Annotated in this window: 16 protein-coding genes, 1 tRNA gene and 2 pseudogenes; 12 read left to right on the top strand and 7 right to left on the bottom strand. The window is 53.0% G+C overall.

The window, feature by feature from the left end:
• Positions 1-41: 41 nt before the first annotated feature.
• The gene (locus tag H0248_RS02815; RefSeq protein ID WP_005971295.1) at positions 42-335 is read right to left on the bottom strand and encodes a co-chaperone GroES; all 294 of its coding nucleotides are present in this window, start codon (positions 333-335) and stop codon (positions 42-44) included.
• Between the two features lie 253 nt (positions 336-588).
• The gene (locus H0248_RS02810; RefSeq protein ID WP_110163441.1) at positions 589-1,071 is read right to left on the bottom strand and encodes an FxsA family protein; all 483 of its coding nucleotides are present in this window, start codon (positions 1,069-1,071) and stop codon (positions 589-591) included.
• Between the two features lie 528 nt (positions 1,072-1,599).
• Between H0248_RS02810 and aspA the strand changes: the two genes are divergently transcribed.
• The 5 genes from aspA to H0248_RS02785 all read left to right on the top strand — a co-directional run bounded on the left by aspA (position 1,600) and on the right by H0248_RS02785 (position 7,242).
• A complete protein-coding gene (gene aspA, locus H0248_RS02805; protein ID WP_180784676.1) occupies positions 1,600-3,039 on the top strand; it encodes an aspartate ammonia-lyase in 1,440 nt (479 codons plus the stop codon).
• Positions 3,040-3,160: 121 nt separating this feature from the next.
• Complete coding sequence (locus H0248_RS02800) at positions 3,161-4,462, top strand: anaerobic C4-dicarboxylate transporter (protein ID WP_180784674.1); 1,302 nt, start codon at positions 3,161-3,163, stop codon at positions 4,460-4,462.
• A gap of 131 nt (positions 4,463-4,593) precedes the next feature.
• The gene (gene cutA / locus H0248_RS02795; protein WP_010286405.1) at positions 4,594-4,926 is read left to right on the top strand and encodes a divalent cation tolerance protein CutA; all 333 of its coding nucleotides are present in this window, start codon (positions 4,594-4,596) and stop codon (positions 4,924-4,926) included.
• Positions 4,902-6,632, top strand: coding sequence for a protein-disulfide reductase DsbD (locus tag H0248_RS02790; RefSeq protein WP_180784672.1), 1,731 nt, complete (start codon positions 4,902-4,904; stop codon positions 6,630-6,632). Before cutA ends, H0248_RS02790 begins: the two co-directional genes overlap by 25 nt.
• Before the next feature lie 34 nt (positions 6,633-6,666).
• A complete protein-coding gene (locus tag H0248_RS02785; protein ID WP_180784670.1) occupies positions 6,667-7,242 on the top strand; it encodes a transcriptional regulator in 576 nt (191 codons plus the stop codon).
• Here the strand turns inward: H0248_RS02785 and H0248_RS02780 are convergent.
• On the bottom strand, positions 7,239-7,829 hold the full coding sequence (locus H0248_RS02780; RefSeq protein ID WP_039515101.1) for a LysE family translocator: 591 nt from the start codon (positions 7,827-7,829) through the stop codon (positions 7,239-7,241). The genes H0248_RS02785 and H0248_RS02780 overlap by 4 nt on opposite strands.
• 36 nt (positions 7,830-7,865) lie before the next feature.
• Positions 7,866-8,711, bottom strand: coding sequence for an AraC family transcriptional regulator (locus tag H0248_RS02775; RefSeq protein WP_180784668.1), 846 nt, complete (start codon positions 8,709-8,711; stop codon positions 7,866-7,868).
• Positions 8,712-8,883: 172 nt separating this feature from the next.
• Between H0248_RS02775 and H0248_RS02770 the strand changes: the two genes are divergently transcribed.
• A tRNA-Phe gene (locus H0248_RS02770) sits at positions 8,884-8,959 on the top strand.
• Positions 8,960-9,045: 86 nt separating this feature from the next.
• On the opposite strand, the gene H0248_RS02765 is transcribed toward H0248_RS02770, so the two are convergent.
• The 3 genes and pseudogenes from H0248_RS02765 to H0248_RS02755 all read right to left on the bottom strand — a co-directional run.
• Complete coding sequence (locus tag H0248_RS02765) at positions 9,046-10,188, bottom strand: Fic family protein (RefSeq protein WP_180784666.1); 1,143 nt, start codon at positions 10,186-10,188, stop codon at positions 9,046-9,048.
• A gap of 423 nt (positions 10,189-10,611) precedes the next feature.
• Positions 10,612-10,945: pseudogene (locus H0248_RS02760) on the bottom strand (LysR substrate-binding domain-containing protein); the annotation flags it as partial.
• Positions 10,935-11,027: pseudogene (locus H0248_RS02755) on the bottom strand (ribose 1,5-bisphosphokinase); the annotation flags it as partial. The pseudogenes H0248_RS02755 and H0248_RS02760, both read right to left, overlap by 11 nt.
• 534 nt (positions 11,028-11,561) lie before the next feature.
• Between H0248_RS02755 and H0248_RS02745 the strand changes: the two are divergent.
• The 6 genes from H0248_RS02745 to H0248_RS02720 form a co-directional block, all read left to right on the top strand.
• Positions 11,562-13,643 carry a DUF4034 domain-containing protein gene (locus H0248_RS02745; RefSeq protein ID WP_180784664.1) on the top strand — a complete coding sequence of 694 codons (2,082 nt, stop codon included), beginning with the start codon at positions 11,562-11,564 and terminating at the stop codon, positions 13,641-13,643.
• A gap of 292 nt (positions 13,644-13,935) precedes the next feature.
• On the top strand, positions 13,936-14,739 hold the full coding sequence (locus H0248_RS02740) for an efflux RND transporter periplasmic adaptor subunit (RefSeq protein WP_180784662.1): 804 nt from the start codon (positions 13,936-13,938) through the stop codon (positions 14,737-14,739).
• Positions 14,736-16,064 carry an HlyD family efflux transporter periplasmic adaptor subunit gene (locus H0248_RS02735; protein WP_180784660.1) on the top strand — a complete coding sequence of 443 codons (1,329 nt, stop codon included), beginning with the start codon at positions 14,736-14,738 and terminating at the stop codon, positions 16,062-16,064. Before H0248_RS02740 ends, H0248_RS02735 begins: the two co-directional genes overlap by 4 nt.
• The gene (locus tag H0248_RS02730) at positions 16,061-18,169 is read left to right on the top strand and encodes an HlyD family efflux transporter periplasmic adaptor subunit (RefSeq protein WP_180784658.1); all 2,109 of its coding nucleotides are present in this window, start codon (positions 16,061-16,063) and stop codon (positions 18,167-18,169) included. The genes H0248_RS02735 and H0248_RS02730 overlap by 4 nt, the downstream gene beginning before the upstream one ends.
• 482 nt (positions 18,170-18,651) lie before the next feature.
• Entirely contained in the window at positions 18,652-19,392 is a 741-nt protein-coding gene (locus H0248_RS02725; RefSeq protein WP_180784656.1) for a phage tail protein, read from the top strand.
• A 208-nt stretch (positions 19,393-19,600) separates the two neighbouring features.
• On the top strand, positions 19,601-24,324 hold a 4,724-nt coding region (locus tag H0248_RS02720; protein ID WP_180784655.1), incomplete at its 3' end, for a DUF4347 domain-containing protein.

Below are 24,324 nucleotides of genomic sequence, written 5' to 3'. Positions count from 1 at the left end.
TATTTCCCTCAAATTCTTTCAGTTCAGATGATTACGCGCAATTACGCTTCAACAATTGCCAGAATGTCGCTTTCAGACATGATCAACACTTCTTCGTTATCAATCTTCTCTGCTTTCACGCCATAGCCATCATTGAAAATAACGATGTCGCCAACTTTCACATCCAGCGGCTTCACTTCGCCATTTTCCAGGATACGTCCGTGACCTACGGCCAGAACTTCACCGCGGGTAGATTTACCAGCAGCGGAACCAGTCAGTACGATACCGCCAGCAGATTTTGACTCAACTTCTTTGCGCTTGACGATCACGCGGTCATGCAATGGACGAATATTCATTGATAGCTCTCCTTTGAGAAAGTCCATATCGGTTTAGGATAAACGCCGACTATGTCTTCATAACAACTATGTTTCATAACGATTATGCTTTTCATAATCGGCCTTGTGGTGTTCTAAGTGGGGGCGTTTCACCGCCCTTCAAGGGAAAAAATTCATTTTTTTTGCGTTAGGCGTCCGCCTGTCGCTGACAGCTGATAAAAAATAAGGATTATCAATATGATAATCCTTATCTGCTTTTCAGTTCGTCTTGACGTTAACGGTTGTCATTATCGTCACGGTGTTCAATATTTGCGCGCCCGCCATCCTTGCGCTGATATTCACCTTCAAAGGTGTTACCGCCGGAAGACGACGCACCGGGGCCCGATCCAGAACCAGAACGCCAGACATGCAAGTGAGGCATCAGCTTGAGCGTCAGCCTTTTCTGCACCGGTGGCAGCAGCAGCAGCAGCCCCAGAAAGTCAGTCAGGAAACCCGGAATCAGGAGCAGGAAGCCCGCCAGCACCAGTGACACGCTTTTTACCATTTCAGCCGCCGGGCTTTCACCTGCTGCCATTTTCTGCTGCATCTGCACCAGCGTCTTCATCCCCTGATTGCGCACCAGCGAGACCCCCACGCAGGACGTGAAGACCACCAGCAGCAGGGTCATGGCGACGCCCAGCACCTCAGCCACCTGAATAAACAGCGATATCTCGATGTAAGCCAAAAGAAAAATAAGTAATAACGGTAACCAGCGCACCCGGTTCTCCTGTGTGTTTTACGCGTACTGTTTTAATAAAAACGTGTGTGAATAATAACGTGTTAAGCCCATCGCGATTGAAAACCCAGCACGCGTTACTGCCCATCGACTTTTACTACCAATGGATTAGGTAAAATGCGCGCTCTGCTCAGCGATCCGGCACATCGTGATTGACTTAAATGGGGATGGCTTTGCGCATTTTCAAGCCGTCGCCTCACGAATAGTGTTCTAAAATAGTGACTCGTGACTACAGTCACAGTTCATTTACCGTAGTGGTAGAGAACGCCAGTATAGTGATCTAAACACCTGTTTTTCGCTTTCATAACGACATATCCTCACGGCAATGGATACTTGGTTGGTCAAACATCCCGAGACTATTGCCGAGATAAGACGGTTTATCCAGGGTCACACTGTTTGCCTGAGAGAGCACGTTTTCTGAGATAACAGTTTCCCACGATAACGCCGCCCGACACACCAGCCCACAGCGTCTAGTTGCATCACTAGTCGCACAACAGGATAGGCACTCTCATGTCAGAAAACATCCGTATTGAAGAAGACCTGTTAGGCACCCGAGAAGTTCCCGCAGACGCGTATTATGGCGTTCATACGCTGCGCGCCGTCGAAAATTTCTATATCAGCAACAATAAAATCAGCGACATTCCCGAGTTCGTACGCGGCATGGTCATGGTGAAGAAAGCTGCGGCGTTGGCGAACAGAGAACTGCAAACTATCCCGAAAAAAATCGCCGACATCATCATCCGTGCCTGCGATGAAGTGCTGAATAACGGAAAATGCATGGATCAGTTTCCGGTCGATGTCTATCAGGGAGGCGCTGGCACGTCGGTCAATATGAATACCAACGAAGTATTAGCCAATATTGGTCTGGAACTGATGGGCCACCAGAAAGGCGAATACCAGTATCTGAACCCCAACGATCATCTGAATAAATGCCAGTCCACGAATGATGCCTACCCCACCGGATTTCGTATCGCGGTCTACGCGTCCGTACTTAAGCTGACCGAGGCGATAGCGAAGTTGAGCGATGGTTTCGAGCGCAAAGCCAAAGAATTTGAAGACGTGCTGAAGATGGGGCGTACTCAGTTGCAGGATGCCGTACCGATGACGCTCGGCCAGGAGTTTCATGCGTTTAACGTGCTGTTGCAGGAAGAAATCAAAAACCTGCTGCGCACGGCGGAGCTGCTGCTTGAAGTCAATCTGGGGGCTACCGCCATCGGTACACGTCTGAATACGCCAGACGGCTACCAGCAACTGGCGGTACAGCGGCTGGCGGAAGTCAGCGGTCTGGCGTGTGTGCCAGCAGAAGATTTGATCGAAGCGACGTCAGACTGCGGCGCCTATGTCATGGTACACAGCTCGCTGAAGCGGCTGGCCGTGAAGCTGTCGAAGATCTGTAATGACCTGCGTCTGCTCTCTTCCGGCCCCCGCGCTGGCCTGAATGAAATCAACCTGCCGGAGCTACAGGCAGGTTCCTCGATCATGCCCGCCAAGGTTAACCCGGTCGTACCGGAAGTCGTCAATCAGGTGTGCTTCAAGGTCATCGGTAACGATACCTGCGTCACGATGGCATCAGAGGCCGGGCAATTACAGTTAAACGTGATGGAGCCGGTTATCGGTCAGGCAATGTTTGAATCAACCCACATTCTGACCAACGCCTGCTACAACCTGCTGGAGAAATGCGTCAACGGCATCACCGCCAATAAGAGCGTGTGCGAGGCCTATGTCTTCAACTCCATCGGGATTGTGACGTACCTGAACCCGTTCATCGGCCACCATAACGGCGATATCGTCGGCAGAATCTGCGCGGAAACGGGGAAAAGCGTGCGTGAAGTTGTCCTGGAGCGCGGCCTGCTGACAGAAGCCGAACTGGATGACATTTTCTCCATCCAGAACCTGATGCATCCGGCGTACAAAGCCAAACGCTATACCGATGAAAACGAGCTTCCCTAACACCGGCATCTAATACCCACAGGCACGTCCGTTCACGAAGAACGCCGTGCCTTTATTTTTTGCTGCATACAGCCATAAGAATAAGTTATGAAATTTTTATTATTAATTAAGGAGCATAGTCATGCTTGGTTTTGAGTTACTGATCGTTCTGCTCGCCATCTATTTGGGGGCACGACTGGGAGGCATCGGCATTGGTTTCGCCGGTGGCCTGGGAGTGCTTGTTCTTACACTGGGGTTTCAGATAAAGCCCGGCGTAATCCCTTTTGATGTCATTGAAATTATCATGGCCGTTATCGCCGCCATCGCCGCAATGCAGGTGGCGGGCGGAATGGATTATCTGGTCAGTCTGGCGGAGAAACTGCTGCGTAAACACCCGAAATACGTCACCTTTCTCGCGCCGCTGGTCACCTACTTCATGACGATTCTGGCCGGAACCGGACACACTGCGTTTTCCACCCTGCCGGTTATCGCTGAAGTTGCCAAAGAGCAGGGGATTCGCCCTTCTCGTCCGCTTTCGATTGCCGTCGTTGCCTCGCAAATCGCCATTACTGCCTCGCCAATCTCTGCGGCGGTGGTGTTTGTCGCGGGTATTCTTGAACCGCACGGCGTCAGCTATCTGCTGCTGTTGGGTATCTGTATTCCGACCACGCTGGCCGCGATCATGCTGACGGCGATTGTGACCAACTTTCTGGGTAAAGAGCTGAAAGATGACCCGATTTATCAGGAGCGTCTGAAAAAAGGTGAAACCACGCTGCGCGGTAATAACCAGCATGAGATCAAACCGGGCGCCAAACTTTCCGTGATGCTATTTCTGATCGGCATCGTCGCTGTCGTGCTGTATGCCACGGCGATCAGCGGCACGGTTGGGCTGATTCAGAATCCGGTTCTGCCACGTAACGAAGCGATTGTGGTCTTTATGCTGACGATCGCCACGCTGATTTGCATCACCTGCAAAATCGACACCGCGCGCATCCTCTCTGCCAGCACGTTTAAGTCCGGCATGAGCGCCTGTATCTGCGTGATGGGCGTGGCCTGGCTGGGCGATACCTTTGTTAAAGCGCACATTTCCGATATTCAGGATACCGCTGGTGCACTGCTGCAAAGCTACCCGTGGATGCTGGCCGTCGTGCTGTTCTTCGCTGCCACGCTGCTTTACTCGCAGGCGGCAACGGCAAAAGCACTGATGCCTGCTGCGCTGCTGCTGGGCGTATCTCCGGTCACGGCCGTCGCGTCTTTTGCTGCCGTTTCCGCGCTGTTCGTTCTGCCAACCTACCCGACGCTGTTAGCCGCCGTGGAGATGGACGACACCGGTTCAACGCGCATCGGCAAGTTTGTGTTTAACCACTCCTTCCTGATTCCGGGCGTGATGGCGATTACGCTGTCGGTGATATTTGGCTTTATCCTCGGCAGCATCCTGATCTAAAAATTGCCTTTCAGGCAGCACTTCGCGGATCGACTTAACTCGTCGATCCGCCGCATTCCCTTCAAACAATAAAGCAAGGTATAGTGTGGCTCTGGTTGTCTGGAATTTGTTCATCTGACACGGAGGATGTGATGTCTGACCGCCCGCTTTGCGATGCTGTCGTCATATTATGTACCGCACCTGACGACGCCTGCGCGCAACGGCTTGCCGACTCGCTGTTGGAAACGCGGCTCGCCGCCTGCGTTACCCTGCTGCCCGGCGCACGTTCGCTCTACTACTGGGAAGGCAAGCTCGAACAGCAATCAGAAGTACAAATGCTGATAAAAAGCGACACCTCACATCAGCAAGCCCTGCTGACTCACCTGAAACAACAACACCCTTACGATACGCCGGAGCTGTTAGTTCTGCCGGTATCCGGGGGCGATAGCGATTATCTGACATGGCTCAACGCATCTTTACGCTGATTTTCCTGTTATGGACGGCTTTCGGCACACCCAATGTGGCCGCCTCTTCTTTCGGTCAGAAACTGTTTGGCAACAGCACGACGTCACGCTTTTTGCCGGTCGATGGCGCTTTCGCTTTTGAGTTTCAGCAGCAGGATAACCAACTCAACCTGCGCTGGGACATCCATCCCGATTACTACCTGTATCGCGCACAGATCAAGATCGAAGGTAACGGTGCCACACTTGGCAAGGTGGAACTGCCACAGGGCGAAGGCCATAACGACGAATTCTTCGGTCAGGTCTTTATCCTGCGGGATCGGCTGGCGCTAACGGTTCCCATTGAACGGGCCGAGAGCGGCGCGACCGTTAAAGTCACCTATCAAGGCTGCGCCGATGCGGGTTTCTGCTATCCGCCGGAAACGCGCGTCGTTCCTCTCAGTCAGGTGCTGGCTAATGCAGGCACAGACACATCGAATACCGCATCAGCCCAGACAGCACTGCCGCAGACCACACCGATGCCGTTCTCGCCGTGGTGGGCGCTGTTGATTGGTATCGGCGTCGCCTTTACCCCTTGCGTCCTGCCGATGTACCCGCTGATTGCCAGCCTAGTGCTGGGCAGAAAAGAACAGCTGACGCCGCGTCGAACGTTACTGCTGTCGATGACCTACGTTCAGGGCATGGCGCTGACCTACACGCTGCTTGGGCTGGTTGTCGCCGCCGCCGGATTGCGCTTTCAGGCCGCGCTCCAGCATCCCTACATTCTGATTGGCCTGTCGGTAATGTTTGCCGCACTGGCGCTGTCCATGTTTGGCCTGTATACGCTCCAGCTCCCGTCATCGGTACAAACCCGACTGACAGAGTGGAGCAACCGTCAGCAAGGCGGCTCCGTTACCGGCGTGTTCTGCATGGGCGCGCTGGCTGGGCTAATTTGTTCCCCCTGCACCACCGCCCCGCTCAGCGCCATCCTGCTTTACATCGCCCAGAGCGGCAACATGCTGGCAGGCGGCGGCACGCTTTACCTCTACGCGCTTGGAATGGGCTTACCGCTCATTCTGGTCACGCTGTTCGGTAACAAACTGCTGCCACGCAGCGGCCCGTGGATGCAGTACGTTAAGGAAGCGTTTGGTTTCATTATTCTGGCACTGCCCGTCTTCCTGCTGGAACGCATTCTGGGCGAGACGTGGGGAATGCGGCTGTGGAGCGCACTGGGTATCGCCTTCTTTGGCTGGGCGCTCATGCTGACGCTGCGCAGCAGCAAGGGTTGGATGCGTGGCGTACAGCTACTGCTGCTGGCAGGGGTGGTGATCAGCGCCAAGCCGCTGCAAGACTGGGTATTTCCTCCGGCTGGCGTGGCGCAAGCTCATACCTCAGCACTGAACTTCGCCCCTGTCGCCAATATTGCCGATCTCAACAGTGCGCTGGCAAAGAGCGCTCAGCCTGTTATGCTCGATCTTTACGCTGACTGGTGCGTTGCCTGCAAAGAGTTCGAGAAATACACGTTCAGCGACCCGGCAGTGCAAAGCCACCTGTCGCGCATCACGCTGCTACAGGCGGACGTCACCGCTAACCGCGAAGAACAAAACGCGCTGCTGAAAAAGCTACAGGTTTTAGGGCTGCCGACCATCGTATTCTTTGACGCTCAGGGGAAAGAGATCCCCGGCTCGCGCGTCACCGGTTTTATGAATGCTGAACAATTTCAGGCACATTTACAGAAGTTCAGCCCATAAACAACACGTTATATGTGCTTCTGGAGGAGACCTAATGCAACGGGAAGATGTTCTTGAACATGCGCTTACTCTGCTGGAGCAGCACGGCTTTGCCATGACGACGCTGGATATGCTGGCGGAGAGACTAGGCGTTCCGGTAGAGGAACTGACTCCATTCTGGCCGGATCGCGAGGCACTGCTGTACGACGGCCTGCGCCACCATAGTCAGCAGGTCGATACCTGGCGGCGTCAGCTTCTCCTGGACGACGAGAAAAGCATCGAGCAAAAGCTGCTGGCACGCTATCAGGTACTGCACGAGTCGGTGAACAAACAGCGTTATCCGGGCTGCTTGTTTATTGCGGCGTGCAGCTTCTTTCCTGATATCAATCACCCTATCCACCAGATTGCGGAACAGCAGAAGCTGGCGTCTTACCAGTACACCCGCGATTTGCTGGAAGAGCTGGAAACCGACGATCCCGAAATGGTGGCACAGCAGATGGAATTGATTCTGGAAGGCTGCCTGAGCAACCTGCTGGTCAAGCATCAGGCCACCAGCATCGCCACCGCTCAGCGGCTGGCAGAAGATGTCTTACGCTTTGCGCTGTGCCGCAAAAACGGCGCGTTGACCTAAGCGAGCATACCTGCCCAGGCGGAAACGAACAGACACAGCGCCATCAGGCGCTGAAAGCGCACCATTGCAACGGTGGTGCGAAACACCCTGTTCACGGCCTTCCCCAGCCCTGCCCAGCACACCAGACAGGCCATCGAGATAATCAAAAACCACAGCGCCATTATCGATATCTCCCGCAACGCATGCTCTCCCGCAGGGGCGAACAAACTCACGACAGCCAATGCCATCATCCACGTTTTTGGGTTAATCACCTGTAACAACGCCGCAGCACGAGCCGTAAAACGGTTGTGCGATTCGCCAGAGAGGTTAGCCGCAGGTGCCCTGAATAACTGCCAGCTCATCCAGCTTAGCCACAGCACACCCGCCCAACTCATCACCTGACGAACCACCGGATACTGACGCAGCATCTCTCCCGCGCCAGCACCGGAAATCAGGACGATAGCGCTTGCTGCCACACAGGCACCGACCACTGCGGGTAGCGTGTTTCTCACGCCATGGCGCTGGCTGTTGGTCAAAATCAGGATATTCGTTGGCCCCGGCGTTATTGAGGCGACAAATGCAAACAGCAGAAACGGCATCAAACTCACAGGTCACTCCTTTTTTTAAGAGCCCTGACTGTGCCGCTATTTTCTGGAAACGTCTGGAAGGTTTGTGCACAACCGACGGTAATGGGCGGGCGAGATCCGATACGCCCGCTGAAACCAACGACCAAGATGGCTTTGATCGGAGAAACCTAAGGTCGCAGCCACGTCGGCAGGCTGATCGCCACATGCCAATAACTGCCGAGCTTTCGCCAAACGAAGCTGGATAAGCCAGGCGTGCGGAGCCAGATGAAATTCACGTTTAAAACAACGTGTCAGCGTGAAGCGATCGGTGCCCGTCTCCCGCGCGAGGTCAGACAGACCGATATTTTCGCCCAAATGCGCATAAAGATAATCGCGTGCGCGATGAGCCACGGCCGTGCTTTGCATCTGCGAGGGTAACCTTTTTCGCCAGTGGCAATGTGCGGTGATCTGCGAGAGCAGGTTATCCATGGTGCTCTGCTGCACAATTTTCATTTCATCGTTGTGAAGCGTGGCAAACGTGTCGCCAATCGAACGAACCAGCTGTGGATCACGCGTGAGTGTTTGCGCAAAATGAAGCGAGTAACTTCCTGGCGTGGAAGCATATAAGCCGTGCAGCGCGTTAGTCAGCCATTTCTCGTCGAGGTAGAACGTCAGATAGGTAAACCCGCCATCTACCGGCGCGTCACCGTCATGGATTTCACCCGGCTCCAGCAAGAAAGCGTCCCCCGGACGACTCCGGTGTCGCTCACGGCGACAGTGAAACTGCTGCGTACCAGAAAGCGTCACCCCTACAAGGTAGCTATCGTGCCAGTGCGGATCGTAGGCGTGCCCCTCAAAATGCGCCTTGATCGTCTCAATTCCCGTATCTGCATGCTGACGTAGCTCAAGCCAGTCGTTCGCCATCTCGCTCCCCTCTTTTCGCTATCAGCATTACCCGTTCATAGGCATCAATTCTGGAAGATTTGTGCAAAATCGACGCCTACCCGATCAGATTGCCGTAAAGTTAAGCAGTTGAACAGCTTTTCCCTAAATAGGGTTGACGATCATACGGGATTAAGGTTTAATGCGCCCCGTTGCCCGGATAGCTCAGTCGGTAGAGCAGAGGATTGAAAATCCTCGTGTCCTTGGTTCGATTCCGAGTCCGGGCACCACTCATTTAAAGAAACCAGCCTAACGGCTGGTTTTTTGCTTTTGGGATTATGGGATGTCCATCGAACGACAAATGAGTAAGGACACATCACAAATCAGGAATAACCCCTTCTTCCTTCAGAACCTTAATCACCCCACGAATCAGATATGAGTTAGAAAACTTCGCCGTATAGGAACGAGCACCTTCTTCCACTGGTTGGAGCAGTCCCCGGTCAATCAATTTACCGAGCTGATAAGTCACCTGCGCTGGTTTCATGCCAGGTAAAGCGGTACGGAGATCACCCGCTTTTATCGTCCCTAGCTCGACAGCGCGTTTAAGAACTTTAGATTCCAACGGGTTTATTAGCCCTCTTTCAGATGAAAAGTCGATCGCCGGATACAGTATTTTCGTACTCAAAAAAGCATGATTTGTCAGTTGATCGACTTTCTTCAACTCAGATGAAATTCCCGAAAGTACATATAAACACCATTCTTCTAATCCCTGCCCAGTTCCTTTATCCGCTAACGACAGCATGGCGTAATAACGCTCGCGATCGTTACAAAATACCGCTGTCGGATTAAGAACCCGGCCACCTGCCTGCACATTAAAACCATACTTGATCAATAACGCATAGGTCAGCAGTCTGACCGTTCTGCCATTACCGTTGCCAAAGGGGTGTATCCAGCCGAAGCGGTGATGCACCAGCGCAATTTTCATCAGATCATATTTTGGTTTATCAGCACGGTTAATAAAGGCGGTCAGTTCTGACATATAGTCAGGAACATGGATATGATCCGGCGGTAAATGGTCAGACTGAGCGATGCTGACGTTATGTTGTCGATAAGCACTGGGCGTTCTGTCGCCTTCCTGTTGCAGCCCGACAACCGCCAGGCTATGTAGCTCGCGGATAAAATATTCCGTTATCTCATCACCATTATTTAGATGCTCGTCGATGAATTCCATCGCGGCTTCAATATTGTTGATTTCTTTGAGCTGATCCGTCGAACCCTGTGTTCCTTCAACTTTGCTTTCCACATAGTCGGCAAGCGTGGTGTGGTTTCCCTCAATCCTCGCAGAACCCAAACTCTCCAGCATGTGGAAAACGGCTTTCAACTGCGCAAACAGAATAGGGTGAACATCCGTTTCCAACCTCAGATGCCGAAGGATCTCCAGTTCCGTCAGCGCATCGACCAAAGGGGAGTCAAAACTGGGGTTCAGGAGCGAGAGTTCAAAGTGATTAAATTGAGCCATGATACGTAGTTATCTCAAATAGAGCATGACGATATCTCAAAATAATATTTAAAATACCAATATAATCAATACATTATAAATAATATCATTTTTTATTATCTCAAAAATCACGAATCTGACATATCAAGTCTACGTTTAAAAGATATTCAACACAGAGAGGTATCGGCTGTTGCCTGCATAGGAGATGAAACCACGTTTTTAGCGCCGTTAACCGCTAAAACACCGATTCATCGCGACAATCATCACAAAAAAAGCGATTTTTATGGGGGCTTTAATGGGGCGCTACTTGCGATAAATATCAACAAAAACAATAATAAAAAGCACGTTAATCGTCGATACAACCCCGATTCCAGCACTACTAACTCAAAAAAACCAGCCTAGCACTGATCCTGCATTTACGCAGAAAATCGCTGCGCCCTCGTCTTAAATCTCAGCTTCTAAAAACGCAATAAAGGCCCTTACCTTTGAATTCAGTGCCGAACGTTCATTGACACAGGCATAAATATTCATCGGTAAAGACTCTACGTGGTTACGAGCAGAACAAAGGCGTGAGTTGACCACTGTCTATCAACGGCTGGGCAACAAAGCTTGCCGGACGGGTAACGCCGCCTCCGTTTACTGCTATTTTTACAATAATATCAATATCATCACTGATAAACTTGGGGTTGAGCTTCACGTTAACAGGTTGCCCATTGACCATAAATGTCCAGGGAAGAAAACGTCCATCTGTGGGATAGCGGAAAACCAGACAGGCGTGGCAGCGCCAGTTGGCGTATCGCCCACAGCAGGCTGTCTTTGCCTGCGCCGGAAGGCCCAATGAGGTAGATGAGTTTCGGCATGATCAGAATACACGCACGCCCTGACGCCACACGCGCATCAGCTTCATCTGCGGTGCGCGCCGTTTGACGAGCAGCAGATCGTAATCATTGCATTCATCCTCTGCGATCATGAATACAGTTTCCAGTATCCTCTGTCTTTCGTATTGTTGATGAGCTATGTGACAGCCAATCGGTTTTTGGCATCCACGAGGTCGTCATCGGATAGTCATTAATAAGCCATCGCCAATAAACCCGCGGGCAATGATGCCCTTAAGAGGAGCGTCATGCATAAAGCCTCATTCACTGCATGCCAGACCATCATGGTCTCAATGAGCGTAGCCCACCATTTCCTCTTCCCTTCCCCATTTACACCGTTTTAAACGATTATTTACATTTATGTAAATAACACTGTCTGAATACCGGTTTGTTGGTATAACTGTAATCATTATCAAGTAGATACAACACAGTAATCCCCGAAATCTTGCCTGCACATGCCGCTTATCACGCGCGATGTTGTCGGCATGATGACTCAACAACAGGCTAAGAATTTACGCTATGACATCAATTTCTGACTCACTCACCGCATTGGTTAAGCGCCGCGCGCAGGTGCGCGACATGTTCGCGACACATCAATTCGATGCGCTTGATACCTTGCTGGAACAAGAACATCAGGTTTGGCTGGACGGCCCTAATCTGCCTTATACCTATCTCTGGCACGTAAATTCGCTCTTTGACCCAGCAGTACCTGATGCCGATATCCTGTCGCATTTACAGTCCTGGGTTGCCGCCTACCCTGAAAGCTATCACGCGCATCATCTCACCGGGCAATATTGGGAGAACGCCGCCGCGCGGATTCGTACCTCAAACGGCGGAGAATATGTCGAAGACGATCGCTGGATGGGCGCGGAACTGGCTCGCGATCTGGGCGTCGCGGCTTACCTTCGCGCCAATGCGCTACATCAGCGACCTGCCCTGACCTTTTCACGTCTGTTTCGTCTGACCTGCTATTTAGGCGAACCACAGTGGCTGGGTGTCCTACTGCAAGGCGGTAAACCGCTGACCTACGCACAGCGTCAGGCGCAGATTGAGCCCGAGCTTTGGGAGGCAGGTCTACAGCACCTGCGTAATGAAGGCGCACCCGCGCTTGTTGAGCTTCCTGTCGCGTTGCCCGCTCCTCTGCCAGCCAGAGAAGAGCACGAATGGGAAGAGCCCATGCACTACTGGCTGCGCGTCACCTTAGCTACTCGTCCTCAAGACTTAGCGATTCGCAAAGAGTGCGTTTACTTCCTGTATCCACGCTGGGGTGGTAGTCATGAAATAATGACTGAATTTATTGATGGGCCACTGTGCGAAGCACTGACAGAGTCAGAACGTAACAGCCTGCGCGTGACGCAGTGTTGGGACTACATTGGCTATGACGTGCTCTTGCCCGATGCCCAGGACACGGAAAATGTGGCGTACTGCCGAAAAACCTTCGACTGGCTGCTGACGCTTGAACTTGATGGGGATGTTCGGGCTAAGGTACTACGCCAATATGCCAGCTTCCTCAGCACGTATGCGCGAACTGAAGAAGATGGCGAGATCCACTGGAATAAGGTCGATATGCAGAAGGCTTATGACCTGATGGTTGAAGCATGGCAGGTTGATCTTCCTGAATCACACCCTGATGAGGGCATGCTCGACACCTTAATCAGCTGTGTGAACTTTGCCGGTATTGAAGATAGCTTTAATTTAATGCCAAAATTTCTGGAACGCTGTCAGGCGTGGGCGGATTCAGCGTATGAGACCGCTATCGCCGCGCTCGCCAGTAAATTTGGCTTCTACGGTATCGCAAAAGGCCAATTTGATAGCGATGCGCTGCTCGCACGTTGCCGCTTCATGAAATCAGATACAAACTTCGGTCAGGCGGCCGCTAACCTGTTCGAATCCGTTTCTGAAGAGGCAGGGGTCTTTCTTTTACACGAAGCCGCGAGCTGGGGGGACGTCTCCTCAATGGCATCACTCGGTGACCTTTATTCGGGCCATCTATCACGCATGCACGGCCGCAACCCTTCACCTTATGAAGATCACGAAAAATCACGCTATTGGAAGGGGGTGTCGGCAGAGAAAGGTCATGTCATTAGCATGTACAACGTGGCCTATAATCTGATCAATGAAAATGACACGCTGACACCGGAACAATATGAGCGTGCCAGCACACTGCTGTTCAGCGTATTGCGTAGCCCTAATCTGGGCAGAACCGTGTGGCAACGCTCGGCAAGAGAGCTCAGTACTCTCTGGTTGTTTAGCAACCTCCCAGAAGATCAGACGCGCTGTGTGGATGTCGTCCTGCCCGAATTATGGGACGACGACGATGATGATAACCGCGACTATGCGGCAGGTTACTACGCATATGCTTTCCGTAACGGGGCGGGCGTGGCTCAGAATAGCTATCTGGCCAAAGTGTGGATCGATCGTGCACTGGAAATCAGCCCCGATAGCCAGTACAACCACGATCGGGCGAACGAAATCTATCAACGCAGCGGCATGCTCGGCGGCGTTCGCGCCAAAATGGGCTTCAACCGCGACAAAGCGAAAATGGATGCGCGTGGACGAGCGATCACATTTGGCGATGATGCTCATCAGGAGCATCAGTAGGCCACGACGGGTTTCCTCTCTTATCGTAAGGAAAATCAAGCACATCGTGTTAGTGGGCAGCATCGCTGTCCCCTGTTATTTTCAGGTGCAACTCTCCACCGAGCCTCAAATCACACAAGCGTTTGCTAAAGCCACAAGCTAAGGCGAGAACGGCGCTCTATTCCTGTTGTCAATTCAGCACATTTTGTACCATTATATTTCCCAAAATAAGCACCGCTAATCAGCGAAAATTCAGAAAGCCCCTTTATCTTTTCTGACGTGGCACACACCTCAACAAATAAGGCAGATCAGTGTGGATGGTTTCAGTAACGTAATATTTCGCCACGCTTTCCCATTGCTGGCACTTTCCTTATTCGCGTTTGCGGCCCATGCGCAAACGAGCGACCCACTTCTGGCAACGCCCTCTCATGACACACCGTCTCTCACGCCGACTGACAATCAGGCTCGCGGCATTCTGATCGCGGTGGAACAGGCCACGCTGTCCAGCGAACTGGCTGGACGAATAGTGGAAATACCGTTTAGAGAAGGGGAATCCTTCAAGAAAGGCGATCTGTTGGTACGGTTTGACTGTTCCATTTACCAAGCTCAATTGGCTGCGGCGTCTGCTGCTACACGCGCCGCAGAAGCGGAACTAAGCCAAAATCAGCAGTTGGAACAGATGAAATCAGTGGGGAGACACGCGGTATCGTTATCCGCAGCTCGCTTTGCACAAGCTCAGGCAGAAAGCCAAGTCTATCAGATTCAGGTTAATCGTTGTCGTATCACAGCCCCCTTCGACGGTCAGGTGGTGAAACGCCGTGCGCAGGCATTTGAGAGCGTGGCGCAAGGCGCTCCACTGCTGGACGTGGTGAATAACCGCAATCTAGAGATCAACCTGCTAGTCCCATCACGACTTCTGTCGGTGCTCAAACCCGGATTAGTCTTTACCTTCACGCCGGATGAAACCGGAAAACCGTTACAAGCCAAAGTCGCACGGCTTGGTGCACGCATTGATGAGAGCAGCCAAACCCTAGGACTCACCGGTACGCTAGCCCACACGGACAATACCTTAATGGCAGGTATGAGCGGTACAGCACAATTTTCGGAGGCACAGTGAGCACCACGCCAACCTCTGCCAGTACCGCCGTGTTTGCCCGCTTTCTTGACGTTGAACGACAAGCACGAACCGCAAAGAGCACCGAAGAGCTGGCCTACTGCATCGTCAACGACAGCCAGCCGCTGTTTGGTTTTCGCCATGCCGCACTGATCATCAATGGCCGGGTACGCGCGGTGACTGGTGTCACACAACCCGCACCCCATGCCCCTTTTGTTGCGTTTATCGAACGTGCCTGCACCCAGTTGTCGTCAGTGGATGAGAAAGCGTTAGCTAAATGCGCGGTGATTGAAGCCTCACAGCTTGATGAACAAAGCCGTAAAGATTGGCAGGCACTCTCAGCCCCTGAGGCATTGTGGTCCCCCCTCAACGATCGTCAGGGGAAACCCTTCGGTGGTATTTGGTATGCAAGAGAGCAACCCTGGCAGAGTACCGATCACGTGCTGGCAGAGCAGCTCAGTGGGGCTTTTAGCCATGCCTGGCTGGCACTCGAGCCACAAACGACCCGCTGGCGTCGCCGACAGACTCGGTGGAAAATCGCCGTCCCTGCGCTGCTACTGCTCGCTTGCCTGTTCATTCCAGTGCGCCAATCCGTGTTGGCACCCGCCGAGGTTATTCCGTATCAGGGCCGTGTTGTCGCCGCCCCGTTAGACGGCGTGATCCAATCCTTCACGGTGTTACCGAACCAGAGTGTACGTAAAGGGGAGGTGTTGGTTCGCTTTGACAGTACAACCCTGAAAGCCCAGGCAGATGTAGCCGAACGTGCATTGAACGTCGCCGAAGCGGAGCATCGTGCGAGTTCTCAGCGTGCGTTTCAGGATGCAGACTCCAAAGCCCGACTCGACTTTCTCGCCGCGCAGGTGGCACAAAAACGTGCGGAACGCGATTACGCGAATGCCTTGCTGGGTCGCGCAGAAATCCGCGCTGACCGGGATGGCATTGCGGTATTTGCCGACGCAACGCGCTGGATGGGGAAGCCGGTACGCACCGGCGAACGTTTGATGGAGTTGGCAGACCCCGCTCTCACCGCGTTACGCATTGAGTTGGACGTCGGCGACGCCATCCAGTTGCCGCAAGAGGCGCCTATTACTCTGTTTCTGGACAGCGATCCACTGACGCCGCACGCCGCATTGTTAGAACGTATCGCCTATGAGTCGGAACAGACACCGGCCGGTAATCTGGCCTACCGTCTGGATGCACGTTTCACTGACACACCGCCACGTATCGGCCTACGCGGCACAGCAAAAATTTCCGGCGACTATGTTCCCCTTGCCGTTTATTTGTTCCGTCGCCCGCTGGCAGTGATCCGTCAGGCGATTGGACTATGAATCCGCATCTGCCTCCCCTGCGCGCCGATCTTCAATTGGTAGAATCGGCTCCTGGCATCAACGGCGCCCCGCAGTGGGTGCTGTCCGATCCTATAACCGGACGTTATTTTACCCTGACCCCCTCGGCTATCCGCCTGTTGCGTCATTGGCCATTGCGCCAGCCGCAGCAGATTCTGGCCGCCGCCAACAGTGAGCCCGGCCTGCCGCTGAGAGTGAAAGAGTTGGAGCAACTACTGCAGTTCCTGCGCCAGCACGATTTAATCGCGGCAAGCGATGCGGAACAACGTCAGCGCTATCTGAGCAAAGCTCAGGCGATGCGCACCAGCTTGTGGAAAAGCGTGCTGCACCAGTATCTGTTTTTCCGTATTCCTCTGTGGCGACCCGATCCGGTACTTAACCGCTGTTGGCCGTGGCTACAGCGCTATGGGGCGCCCTTTCTGATTTGGGTATTTCCATTCATCCTGCTGCTGGGTTTATTTTTGGTCAGTCGAGACTGGGTACGTTACACCCATTCGTTCCCACACCTCTTCAGTCTGTCCGGCATGGCCGTGTTTGGTATTTCTCTGGTGTTCGCCAAATTTATCCATGAGCTAGGCCATGCCTTCATGGCGAAACGGGCGGGTTGTCGTGTGCAAAGCATGGGCGTTGCCTTTATCGTGTTATTTCCCCTGTTCTATACCGACACCACCGACGCCTGGAAACTCAAGGATCGTCAGGCACGCTTGCTGATCGGTGCGGGCGGTATTCTGGCCGAACTGATGTTGGCGGTTCTTGCGCTATTGGCCTGGGCATTACTGCCAGATGGACCAGCACGAACGGCCGCGTTTATGCTTTCCAGCGCGACGTGGCTGACCACGTTGATTGTAAACCTTAACCCTTTGATGCGCTTCGATGGCTACTTTTTACTTAGCGATTTCTGGCGCGTAGAAAATCTGCAAGAACGCGCCTATGCGCTCTGCCGCTGGCGGTTGCGGGAAAGTCTGTTTGGCCATGGTCATCCTGCGCCGGAAAACCTCTCTCCCTCCCTGCAACGCAAACTGCTGGTGTGGGGCTATGCCTCCTGGATATGGCGCTTTTTCCTATTCTTTGGCATCGCGCTGGTGGTTTACCACTTTTTTATCAAGGTGATCGGCATTGGTTTAATGCTGGTTGAGATCGTCTGGTTTATCGCGCTACCGATAGCCAAAGAAGCCTATGCCTGGTGGTCAATGCGCAAATCAATACACCCTATCGCTTTTTTGCGCAGCGCCCTGCTGTGCTCAGCCCTCTTGTTTATTCTGCTCTATCCATGGGGCGGCAGTATCCACATTCCTGCAGTATTGGAAGCCGAGAAGGTCAGCACCCTCTACAGCCCGGTACCGGCGCAGGTTAACCAGCTACACGTTACAGATGGTCAGCGGGTGGATGCCGGAGACATTCTGCTGGAACTAACGTCAGTCGATCTGGATTATCGTCTCGATATTGAGCGTCAGCGTATCACCCAGTTACAACAGCAGCGACAGCGTGGAGCAGCACGGCAGGAAACCGCGAGTGAAATTCAGGTCATGGATCGGCAGTTAGCGGAGGCGTTAGCACGCTACCGAGGGTTGGCAGCACAGCGTCAACGCTTAACGATTCGGGCACCGCAAGCGGGTGTGGTACGCGATCTGGCGCGTGACATGACAGCAGGACGCTGGCTAACGGCGGATACGCCATTACTACGTGTGGTGGAACCCATGCAGGGACGGGTAGTTGGCTATATACCCGAAGAATCACTCATGCGTACTCAAGAGGGCATGCAGGGTATTTTCCTTGCCGACGATCCCGCTTTCCCACGTATTGACGTCACGCTTCATAATATTGCCCCCACGGGCAGCGCTTACCTGCAACAAGAAATGCTCGCGTCCGATCGCCACGGCCCGATTGCCGTGCGACGCGACAACGACCACAATCCTCAACCGGTGCAGGCGCAGTACCGCGTTCGTTTCATGGTACAGGAAGAGCCATTCCTGCCGCTGCAACAGCCTCTACGGGGCAGCGTCATTCTGGAAGGAGAAAAGGAATCTATTCTTGGTACGGTGTGGCGTCGGGTAGCGGCATTGGGTATCAGGGAAAGTGGTTTTTAGCGGGTTGGTTATCCTCAATATATACGCCTGTCTTAGCTGGTATCTAGAGCAGGATATGCTCCAGACTCTGTAGAAAAGCATTATACCTTTTCTGATTTCATCAGTTAATAAGATTACCTAACGTTTTCACGTACCTATTGCGTCGAACATACACTACATTTCATTAACAAATAAATTTCTCTCTGGTTTTGTATTACGTTGACAACGGACACATATCGCAAGCAATTTCAGCACATCCCCCTTTAAAAATACAAATAAATATCAATTAAAATCAATAACTTAAAAAAACAAATCTTTTTCTTATTCGCCTATGTAAAAGGATATTGCTAGTTTCACTTTTTATATGTAATTTTGTTTTATTGTTTACATAAAATTACATTTTACTTAGCAAGCGAAGTTAGGCATCACAAGACCAAGCATCAAAATCATCAGATATATTTCACCCAGCGTGGAACTGTCCCCCATTCCAAGGAGAGATGTTTATGAAATGCGTTCAGCGTCTGTTTGCCAAATCTGCGATCGCAACTGTGTTAGCTGTAGGCCTATCGCAATCAGCTACCGCATCTGCATGCAGTACTGAGCCTTACATTGGCTCTATTTGTTATATGGTCACCAGTTATTGCCCAGAGGGCTATCTGCCTGCAAATGGACAAACGGTGACAATCAATCAATATCAGGCGCTTTATGCCTTGATCGGAAATATTTGGGGAGGCTCTCTACAGCAAGGTAACTTTGCGCTCCCCGACATGCGTGGGCGCGTACCGGTAGGGGTTGGACAAGGGCCTGGGTTAGCCAATGTCACTCGTGCACAAGTATTTGGGGCAGAGAATGTCTCATTGACGACAAGTAATGTTGCCCCACACATACACCCGGCTACCATTACCGCTTCAGGAAGCGTTAGCGGTACGGCTTCTATCGCTATTCCTGTGGTGAACGGTGCGGCAACGACTAACGTACCAGACAACACGACATCATTGGCGACAACGTCTCCTTCGTTTGATTTAAGCGCGCTTGGGGGAGCTGATTCACCCGCGAAAATTTATAGTAATGCCGCGCCCACCACGACGTTGAAGCCATTTTCTGCCCCGTTTAGTGCAACTAGCCTAACAGGTATAACCATTTCCCCTAATATTGGCGGCACACCTTTCAGTGTTCGTAACCCCAGTGTAGGGTTAACGGCGTGCATCGCTGCTATAGGCATTTTTCCTGTAAATCCAAACTAATAACCATGCGCTTCCCTGATTTTCAGGGGAGCGCAACATTTGTAAGATTGTGAAAGTAAAAGCGTAATATGTAATCTAATGATGGGCATAGGAGTGGTCTGTTTGTACGCACGATGGCAAGCGTACCGATAGTCTGTATTTAGTGATGACTTCCCGATATTAGCTGTAGAAAAATTATACGTACTAACACCACTCTGGAGTATGTCTTATGCTGTGGCGCCAATTATTCAGTAAGAAAAGTGACAATCCAACTGACCACATTGAGCAGGATTATTCCGCTCCTCTTGGTTGTGTGCTTGAATCCCGCGTCTTATTTGACGGCGCAATAGCCGCAACGGCGACTCAGGCCGAAACCGGTAATTCGAGTGACGCCACAGCCTCTTCTCATCCTACACAGACCGCAAACCATTCTGCTGAGGCCGCATCGGAGAACAACACATCATCCAATCAAAATAGTGCCACGCATGACATCACGACTGACGTCGTTGTACAGGCGGTTGCCGGTGAAATAACACGCAAAGAAGCCGTATTTATTGATACAGCAGTGACGGATTACCAAACCCTGATCGGTAATGTCCCCGCTGGCGTTGACGTGTTTTTATTAGATAGCAGCAAAGATGGCCTGAGCCAACTGGCAACATGGGCTGAAACCCACAAGGGTTACGACGCGATCCATATATTGAGCCACGGTAGTGAAGGGCAGGTTCGCCTTGGCAACCTGACGCTTGATAGTGCTACGGCTGTAGAGCGCTCGGCCGATCTGGCCAAATTTGGTACGGCACTAACACAGGACGGCGATCTGCTGCTCTATGGCTGCGATATCGCCCAGGATACAGGAAAAAGTTTCGTCTCTTTACTCGCACAGTTGACTCAGGCAGACATCGCCGCTTCAGATGATTTGACGGGTGCAACGGCCAAAGGAGGAGACTGGCAGTTGGAAACAACGGTCGGCAAGATAGAGACAACCAATGCAGCACTGGGGGCCATCGCGCAAGAATACAATAGCTTGTTGGCTTCCCCAACGTATGGTACTAACGATTTCTCACAGTTCTCAGGCACGACGCCATTTGTCAACGTCCAACCGGGTCTCCAAACTTATGACGACCCCAACAACGGTTTTACCTACGTTGCTAACAGTACTGGCAGTGTAACAATTCAAACTGTTTCACTTAGCGGTAATCAGGTCCTGAATACGATTGTTACTCCTGGGGGAAATCTTAACTATTTTGGGTTTAAATCGACGGATGGCAGCGAGTTCAAACTATCGAGTATTGATCTTAGAGGGCTAGGTAATTACGCATCAACATTCACCATCACTGGCTATAAAGACGGTAGCGCGGTGGCGGGTACAACCCAAACCATCACCCTCACGACAACATTCCAGACGGTGACGCTCTCCAATGCATTTCAAAATATTGACGAGGTGAGATTAACAACAGCCGCAACCGGTAACGGTACTGTCACGTGGGATAATATCGTCACCGCACCTCTCGCTGCGTCCACCGATAACGTTCCCAGCGTCACCGCCACTGGGGCCAACCCCACCTATACCGAGAACGGCACGGCTGTCGGCCTGTTTACTGGTGTCAGCGTCGATACCCAAGATACCGGCCAGACTTTCACCAGTGCGGCATTCACCGTTAGCAACGTTGCGGGCAGCACCGAATACCTGACCCTTCACGGCATCAATGTCGCGCTCAGCAACGGTAACAGCGTCTCGCTCGGCAGCGGCTTTGGCACCGCCAGTGTCAGCCTGAGCGGCAGTATCGCCACCGTCAGCATCACCGGTGCCACGCTAAGCAACAGCGACATGGGCAGCCTGCTGTCCGGCATGGCCTACGGCAACAGCAGCGACAACCCCGGCAATGCCACACGCACGGTCACGCTGACGCAACTGACCGATTCCGGCACCAGCAACAATACCGTTGCGCCGAATATCAGCAGCGCCATCACCGTGGTGCCGGTGAACGATGCACCGACCGATATTACGCTCTCTGCCACCACCTTTGCGCAATCGCTCGGCAGCAACGGCACTGTTGCCACCCTGACGGCGACCGATGTGGATTCCTCGGTGTTTACCTACAGTCTGGTGAGTGGCAGCGGCAGTACCGATAACGCGCTCTTCACCATTAGCGGCAACACCCTAAAAGCAGTCAACGCCACTGGCATGGCAGCGGGAACCTACTCGGTACGCCTACAGGTATCTGACGGTGCCGCTACCTATGACAAAGTGGTGTCATTGGTGGTGGTAGATGATATCGCCCCCACGTTTGACCAGTCACCCAGCGTCTCCAACGCCACCGTGGGCGGTTTTAACCTCTCCACCAGCATCAATGAAGCGGGCACCATTTATTACGTCATTGTGGCAGACGGCGCGTCGGCACCCAGTGTGAGCCAGGTTATCTCCGGGCAGAATGCCTCAGGCGCGACGGCGATCGGTTCCGGCAGCCAGGTCGTCAGCAGCGCGCCCTATACCACGTCCTTTAGCGTGACGGGGCTGAATGGCGCAACCAGCTACGATGTGTACATAGTGGCAAAAGACAGCGCCAACAACCAGATACTCAGCGCCACTAAGGTCGATGTCACCACCTCGTCCAATTCGGCCCCTGTCTTTAGTAACCTCAACGGTGGCGCAACCTTTACTGAAAAGGGCAGCGCGGTAGTGATAGATAGCAACGTCGCCGTCGTCGATACCGAGCTGGATGCCCTGAGTGGGGGTCTTGGCAACTATAGCGGTGCATCGCTCACTCTGGCGCGTAATGGCGGGGCGAACAGTCAGGATAACTTCGGCAATAGCGGGCTGTTGGGGGTGCTGGCCGCGGGGCAAAGCTTTACCTACAACGGGACGACGGTCGGTAACGTCACCACCAACTCCAGCGGTACACTGGCGCTGACCTTCAATGGCAATGCCACCTCGGCGATAGTCAATGCGGTGTTGCAATCGCTGACCTATGCCAACAGTTCTGACAATCCGCCAGCCAGCGTGACACTTAACTGGGTGTTCAATGATGGTACGATCAACAGCAGTGGCTCCAATCAGGCGATAGTGAGTATTACGCCGGTTAACGACGCACCGACCATCAGCAATATATCGGTCAGTAAAACCTTTAATGAGGATAGTGCCCAGACCTTTAGCGCCTCAGATTTCGGTTTCAGCGATGTGGATAGCGGCGACACGCTGCAAGCCGTGACCATCGTCACCGCACCGACCGCCGGTGAGCTGTTTATTGACGCCAACGGTGATGGTGTCCGCGGCGTTGGCGATACGCTGCTTGTTGATGGTGCGACAGTCAGCGCGGCCAACATCAGCAAATTGACCTTCCTTCCGGCAGAAAATGCTAACGGCACCGGTTATGCCACCTTTACCTGGACGGTCAGCGATGGTACAGCATCGTCCACTGACATAGGGACCATGTCCCTCAATGTAACGGCGGTCAACGACGCACCGGTCATCAGCGACACCAGCATTAGCAAAACCTTCAACGAAGATACTGCCCAGACGTTTACTGCCTCAGACTTTGGTTTCAGTGATGTAGACAGCGGCAATACGCTGCAATCTATCACCCTCATCACCTCGCCGACGGCGGGCGAGCTGTTTATTGATGCCAACGGTGACGGTGTGCGCGGTGTCGGCGATACCTTACTGGGCAATGGATCGGTAGTCAGTGCGGCCGATATCGACAAGCTAACCTTCCGCCCGGAGGCCAATGCCAACGGCGCCGGTTATGCCACCTTTACCTGGACGGTCAGCGACGGCACAGACTCCTCCGCTAATACCGGCACCATGACGCTAAATGTCACCGCTGTTAACGATGCGCCAACGCTGAATAATTCGGCGACGGCGACACTAACCGGCACCAATGAAAATACCACGTCGGCGGCCACGGCAGTGACCTTGCTGCTGAGTCAGGCCGGTTATGGCGATGTGGACAGTGGCGCACAAATCGGCCTTGCGATTACGAGCAGCGTGGGGCGTGGCGGCTGGCAATACTCTACCGACAGTGGTGCCAATTGGTTTAACCTGGGGTCGGTATCGGCGTCTTCGGCGCTGTTACTCAACTCATCAGCGCAACTTCGCTATGTCCCAGACAGCGCCAATGGCGAAACCGCAACCCTGAGTTTCCGGGCGTGGGATCAAACCAGTGGTACGGCGACGGCAGGTAGCAGCAAAGGCCTGGCGGACACTGCGACCACGGGTGGCAGCAGTGCATTCTCCACCAATAGTGCGCAGGCATCGTTGGTGGTAACCAGCGTGAATGATGCGCCTACCGTAGTGAGTGCCATAAGTAGCCAAAGCGCAACTAAAGATGCGGCATTCAGTTTCACGGTGCCCGCAGGTACCTTTGTTGATGTCGATAACGGAGACACACTAACGCTGAATGCCACACAAGCAGATGGCTCAGAGCTGCCAAGCTGGCTGAGCTTTAACCCTGCCACTGGCACTTTCTCCGGTACGCCAGACAATGGCGATATCGGTAGCCTGTCTATCCGCGTCATCGCCACCGACGGTAGCAATACCTCAGCCAGTACCACCTTTGGGCTGACGGTCAACAACAGTAATCTTCCTCCAGTGGTTTCCCTACCGGTGGTTGATCAGACTATTGTACAAGATGGTAGCCTGAACTTCAGCGTGCCGGCAGGCACCTTTACCGATCCGGATGTGGGCGATACCCTGACCCTCAGCGCCACCCTTGCCGACGGCTCACCGCTGCCAAGTTGGATCACCTTTAATCCAGCCACCGGCACCTTCTCTGGCACGCCGGGCAATGCCGATGTCGGTAGCCTGTCTATTCGCGTCACCGCCACCGACGGCAGCAACGCGACGGTGCATACGGATTTCAGCCTGACCGTCACCAACGTCAACGATGCACCGGTGGTGGCGACGCCGATACCCGCACAGAGCGTGGTACAGGATAGCGGCCTGAACTTTAC

The organism is Pectobacterium brasiliense (assembly GCF_013449685.1).
In the GTDB taxonomy this organism is placed as follows: Bacteria; Pseudomonadota; Gammaproteobacteria; order Enterobacterales; family Enterobacteriaceae; genus Pectobacterium; species Pectobacterium brasiliense_A.
The sequence above is the reverse complement of the archived record's forward strand: the minus strand, read 5'-3'. Positions and strand labels throughout refer to the sequence as shown.

Bases quoted from the DNA above. Each gene is read 5' to 3' on its own strand.
- H0248_RS02815 (WP_005971295.1), bottom strand. From the start codon at position 335: ATGAATATTCGTCCATTGCATGACCGCGTGATCGTCAAGCGCAAAGAA.
- aspA (WP_180784676.1), top strand. From the start codon at position 1,600: ATGTCAGAAAACATCCGTATTGAAGAAGACCTGTTAGGCACCCGAGAA.
- H0248_RS02800 (WP_180784674.1), top strand. From the start codon at position 3,161: ATGCTTGGTTTTGAGTTACTGATCGTTCTGCTCGCCATCTATTTGGGG.
- cutA (WP_010286405.1), top strand. From the start codon at position 4,594: ATGTCTGACCGCCCGCTTTGCGATGCTGTCGTCATATTATGTACCGCA.
- H0248_RS02790 (WP_180784672.1), top strand. From the start codon at position 4,902: ATGGCTCAACGCATCTTTACGCTGATTTTCCTGTTATGGACGGCTTTC.
- H0248_RS02785 (WP_180784670.1), top strand. From the start codon at position 6,667: ATGCAACGGGAAGATGTTCTTGAACATGCGCTTACTCTGCTGGAGCAG.
- H0248_RS02775 (WP_180784668.1), bottom strand. From the start codon at position 8,711: ATGGCGAACGACTGGCTTGAGCTACGTCAGCATGCAGATACGGGAATT.
- H0248_RS02765 (WP_180784666.1), bottom strand. From the start codon at position 10,188: ATGGCTCAATTTAATCACTTTGAACTCTCGCTCCTGAACCCCAGTTTT.
- H0248_RS02745 (WP_180784664.1), top strand. From the start codon at position 11,562: ATGACATCAATTTCTGACTCACTCACCGCATTGGTTAAGCGCCGCGCG.
- H0248_RS02730 (WP_180784658.1), top strand. From the start codon at position 16,061: ATGAATCCGCATCTGCCTCCCCTGCGCGCCGATCTTCAATTGGTAGAA.
- H0248_RS02725 (WP_180784656.1), top strand. From the start codon at position 18,652: ATGAAATGCGTTCAGCGTCTGTTTGCCAAATCTGCGATCGCAACTGTG.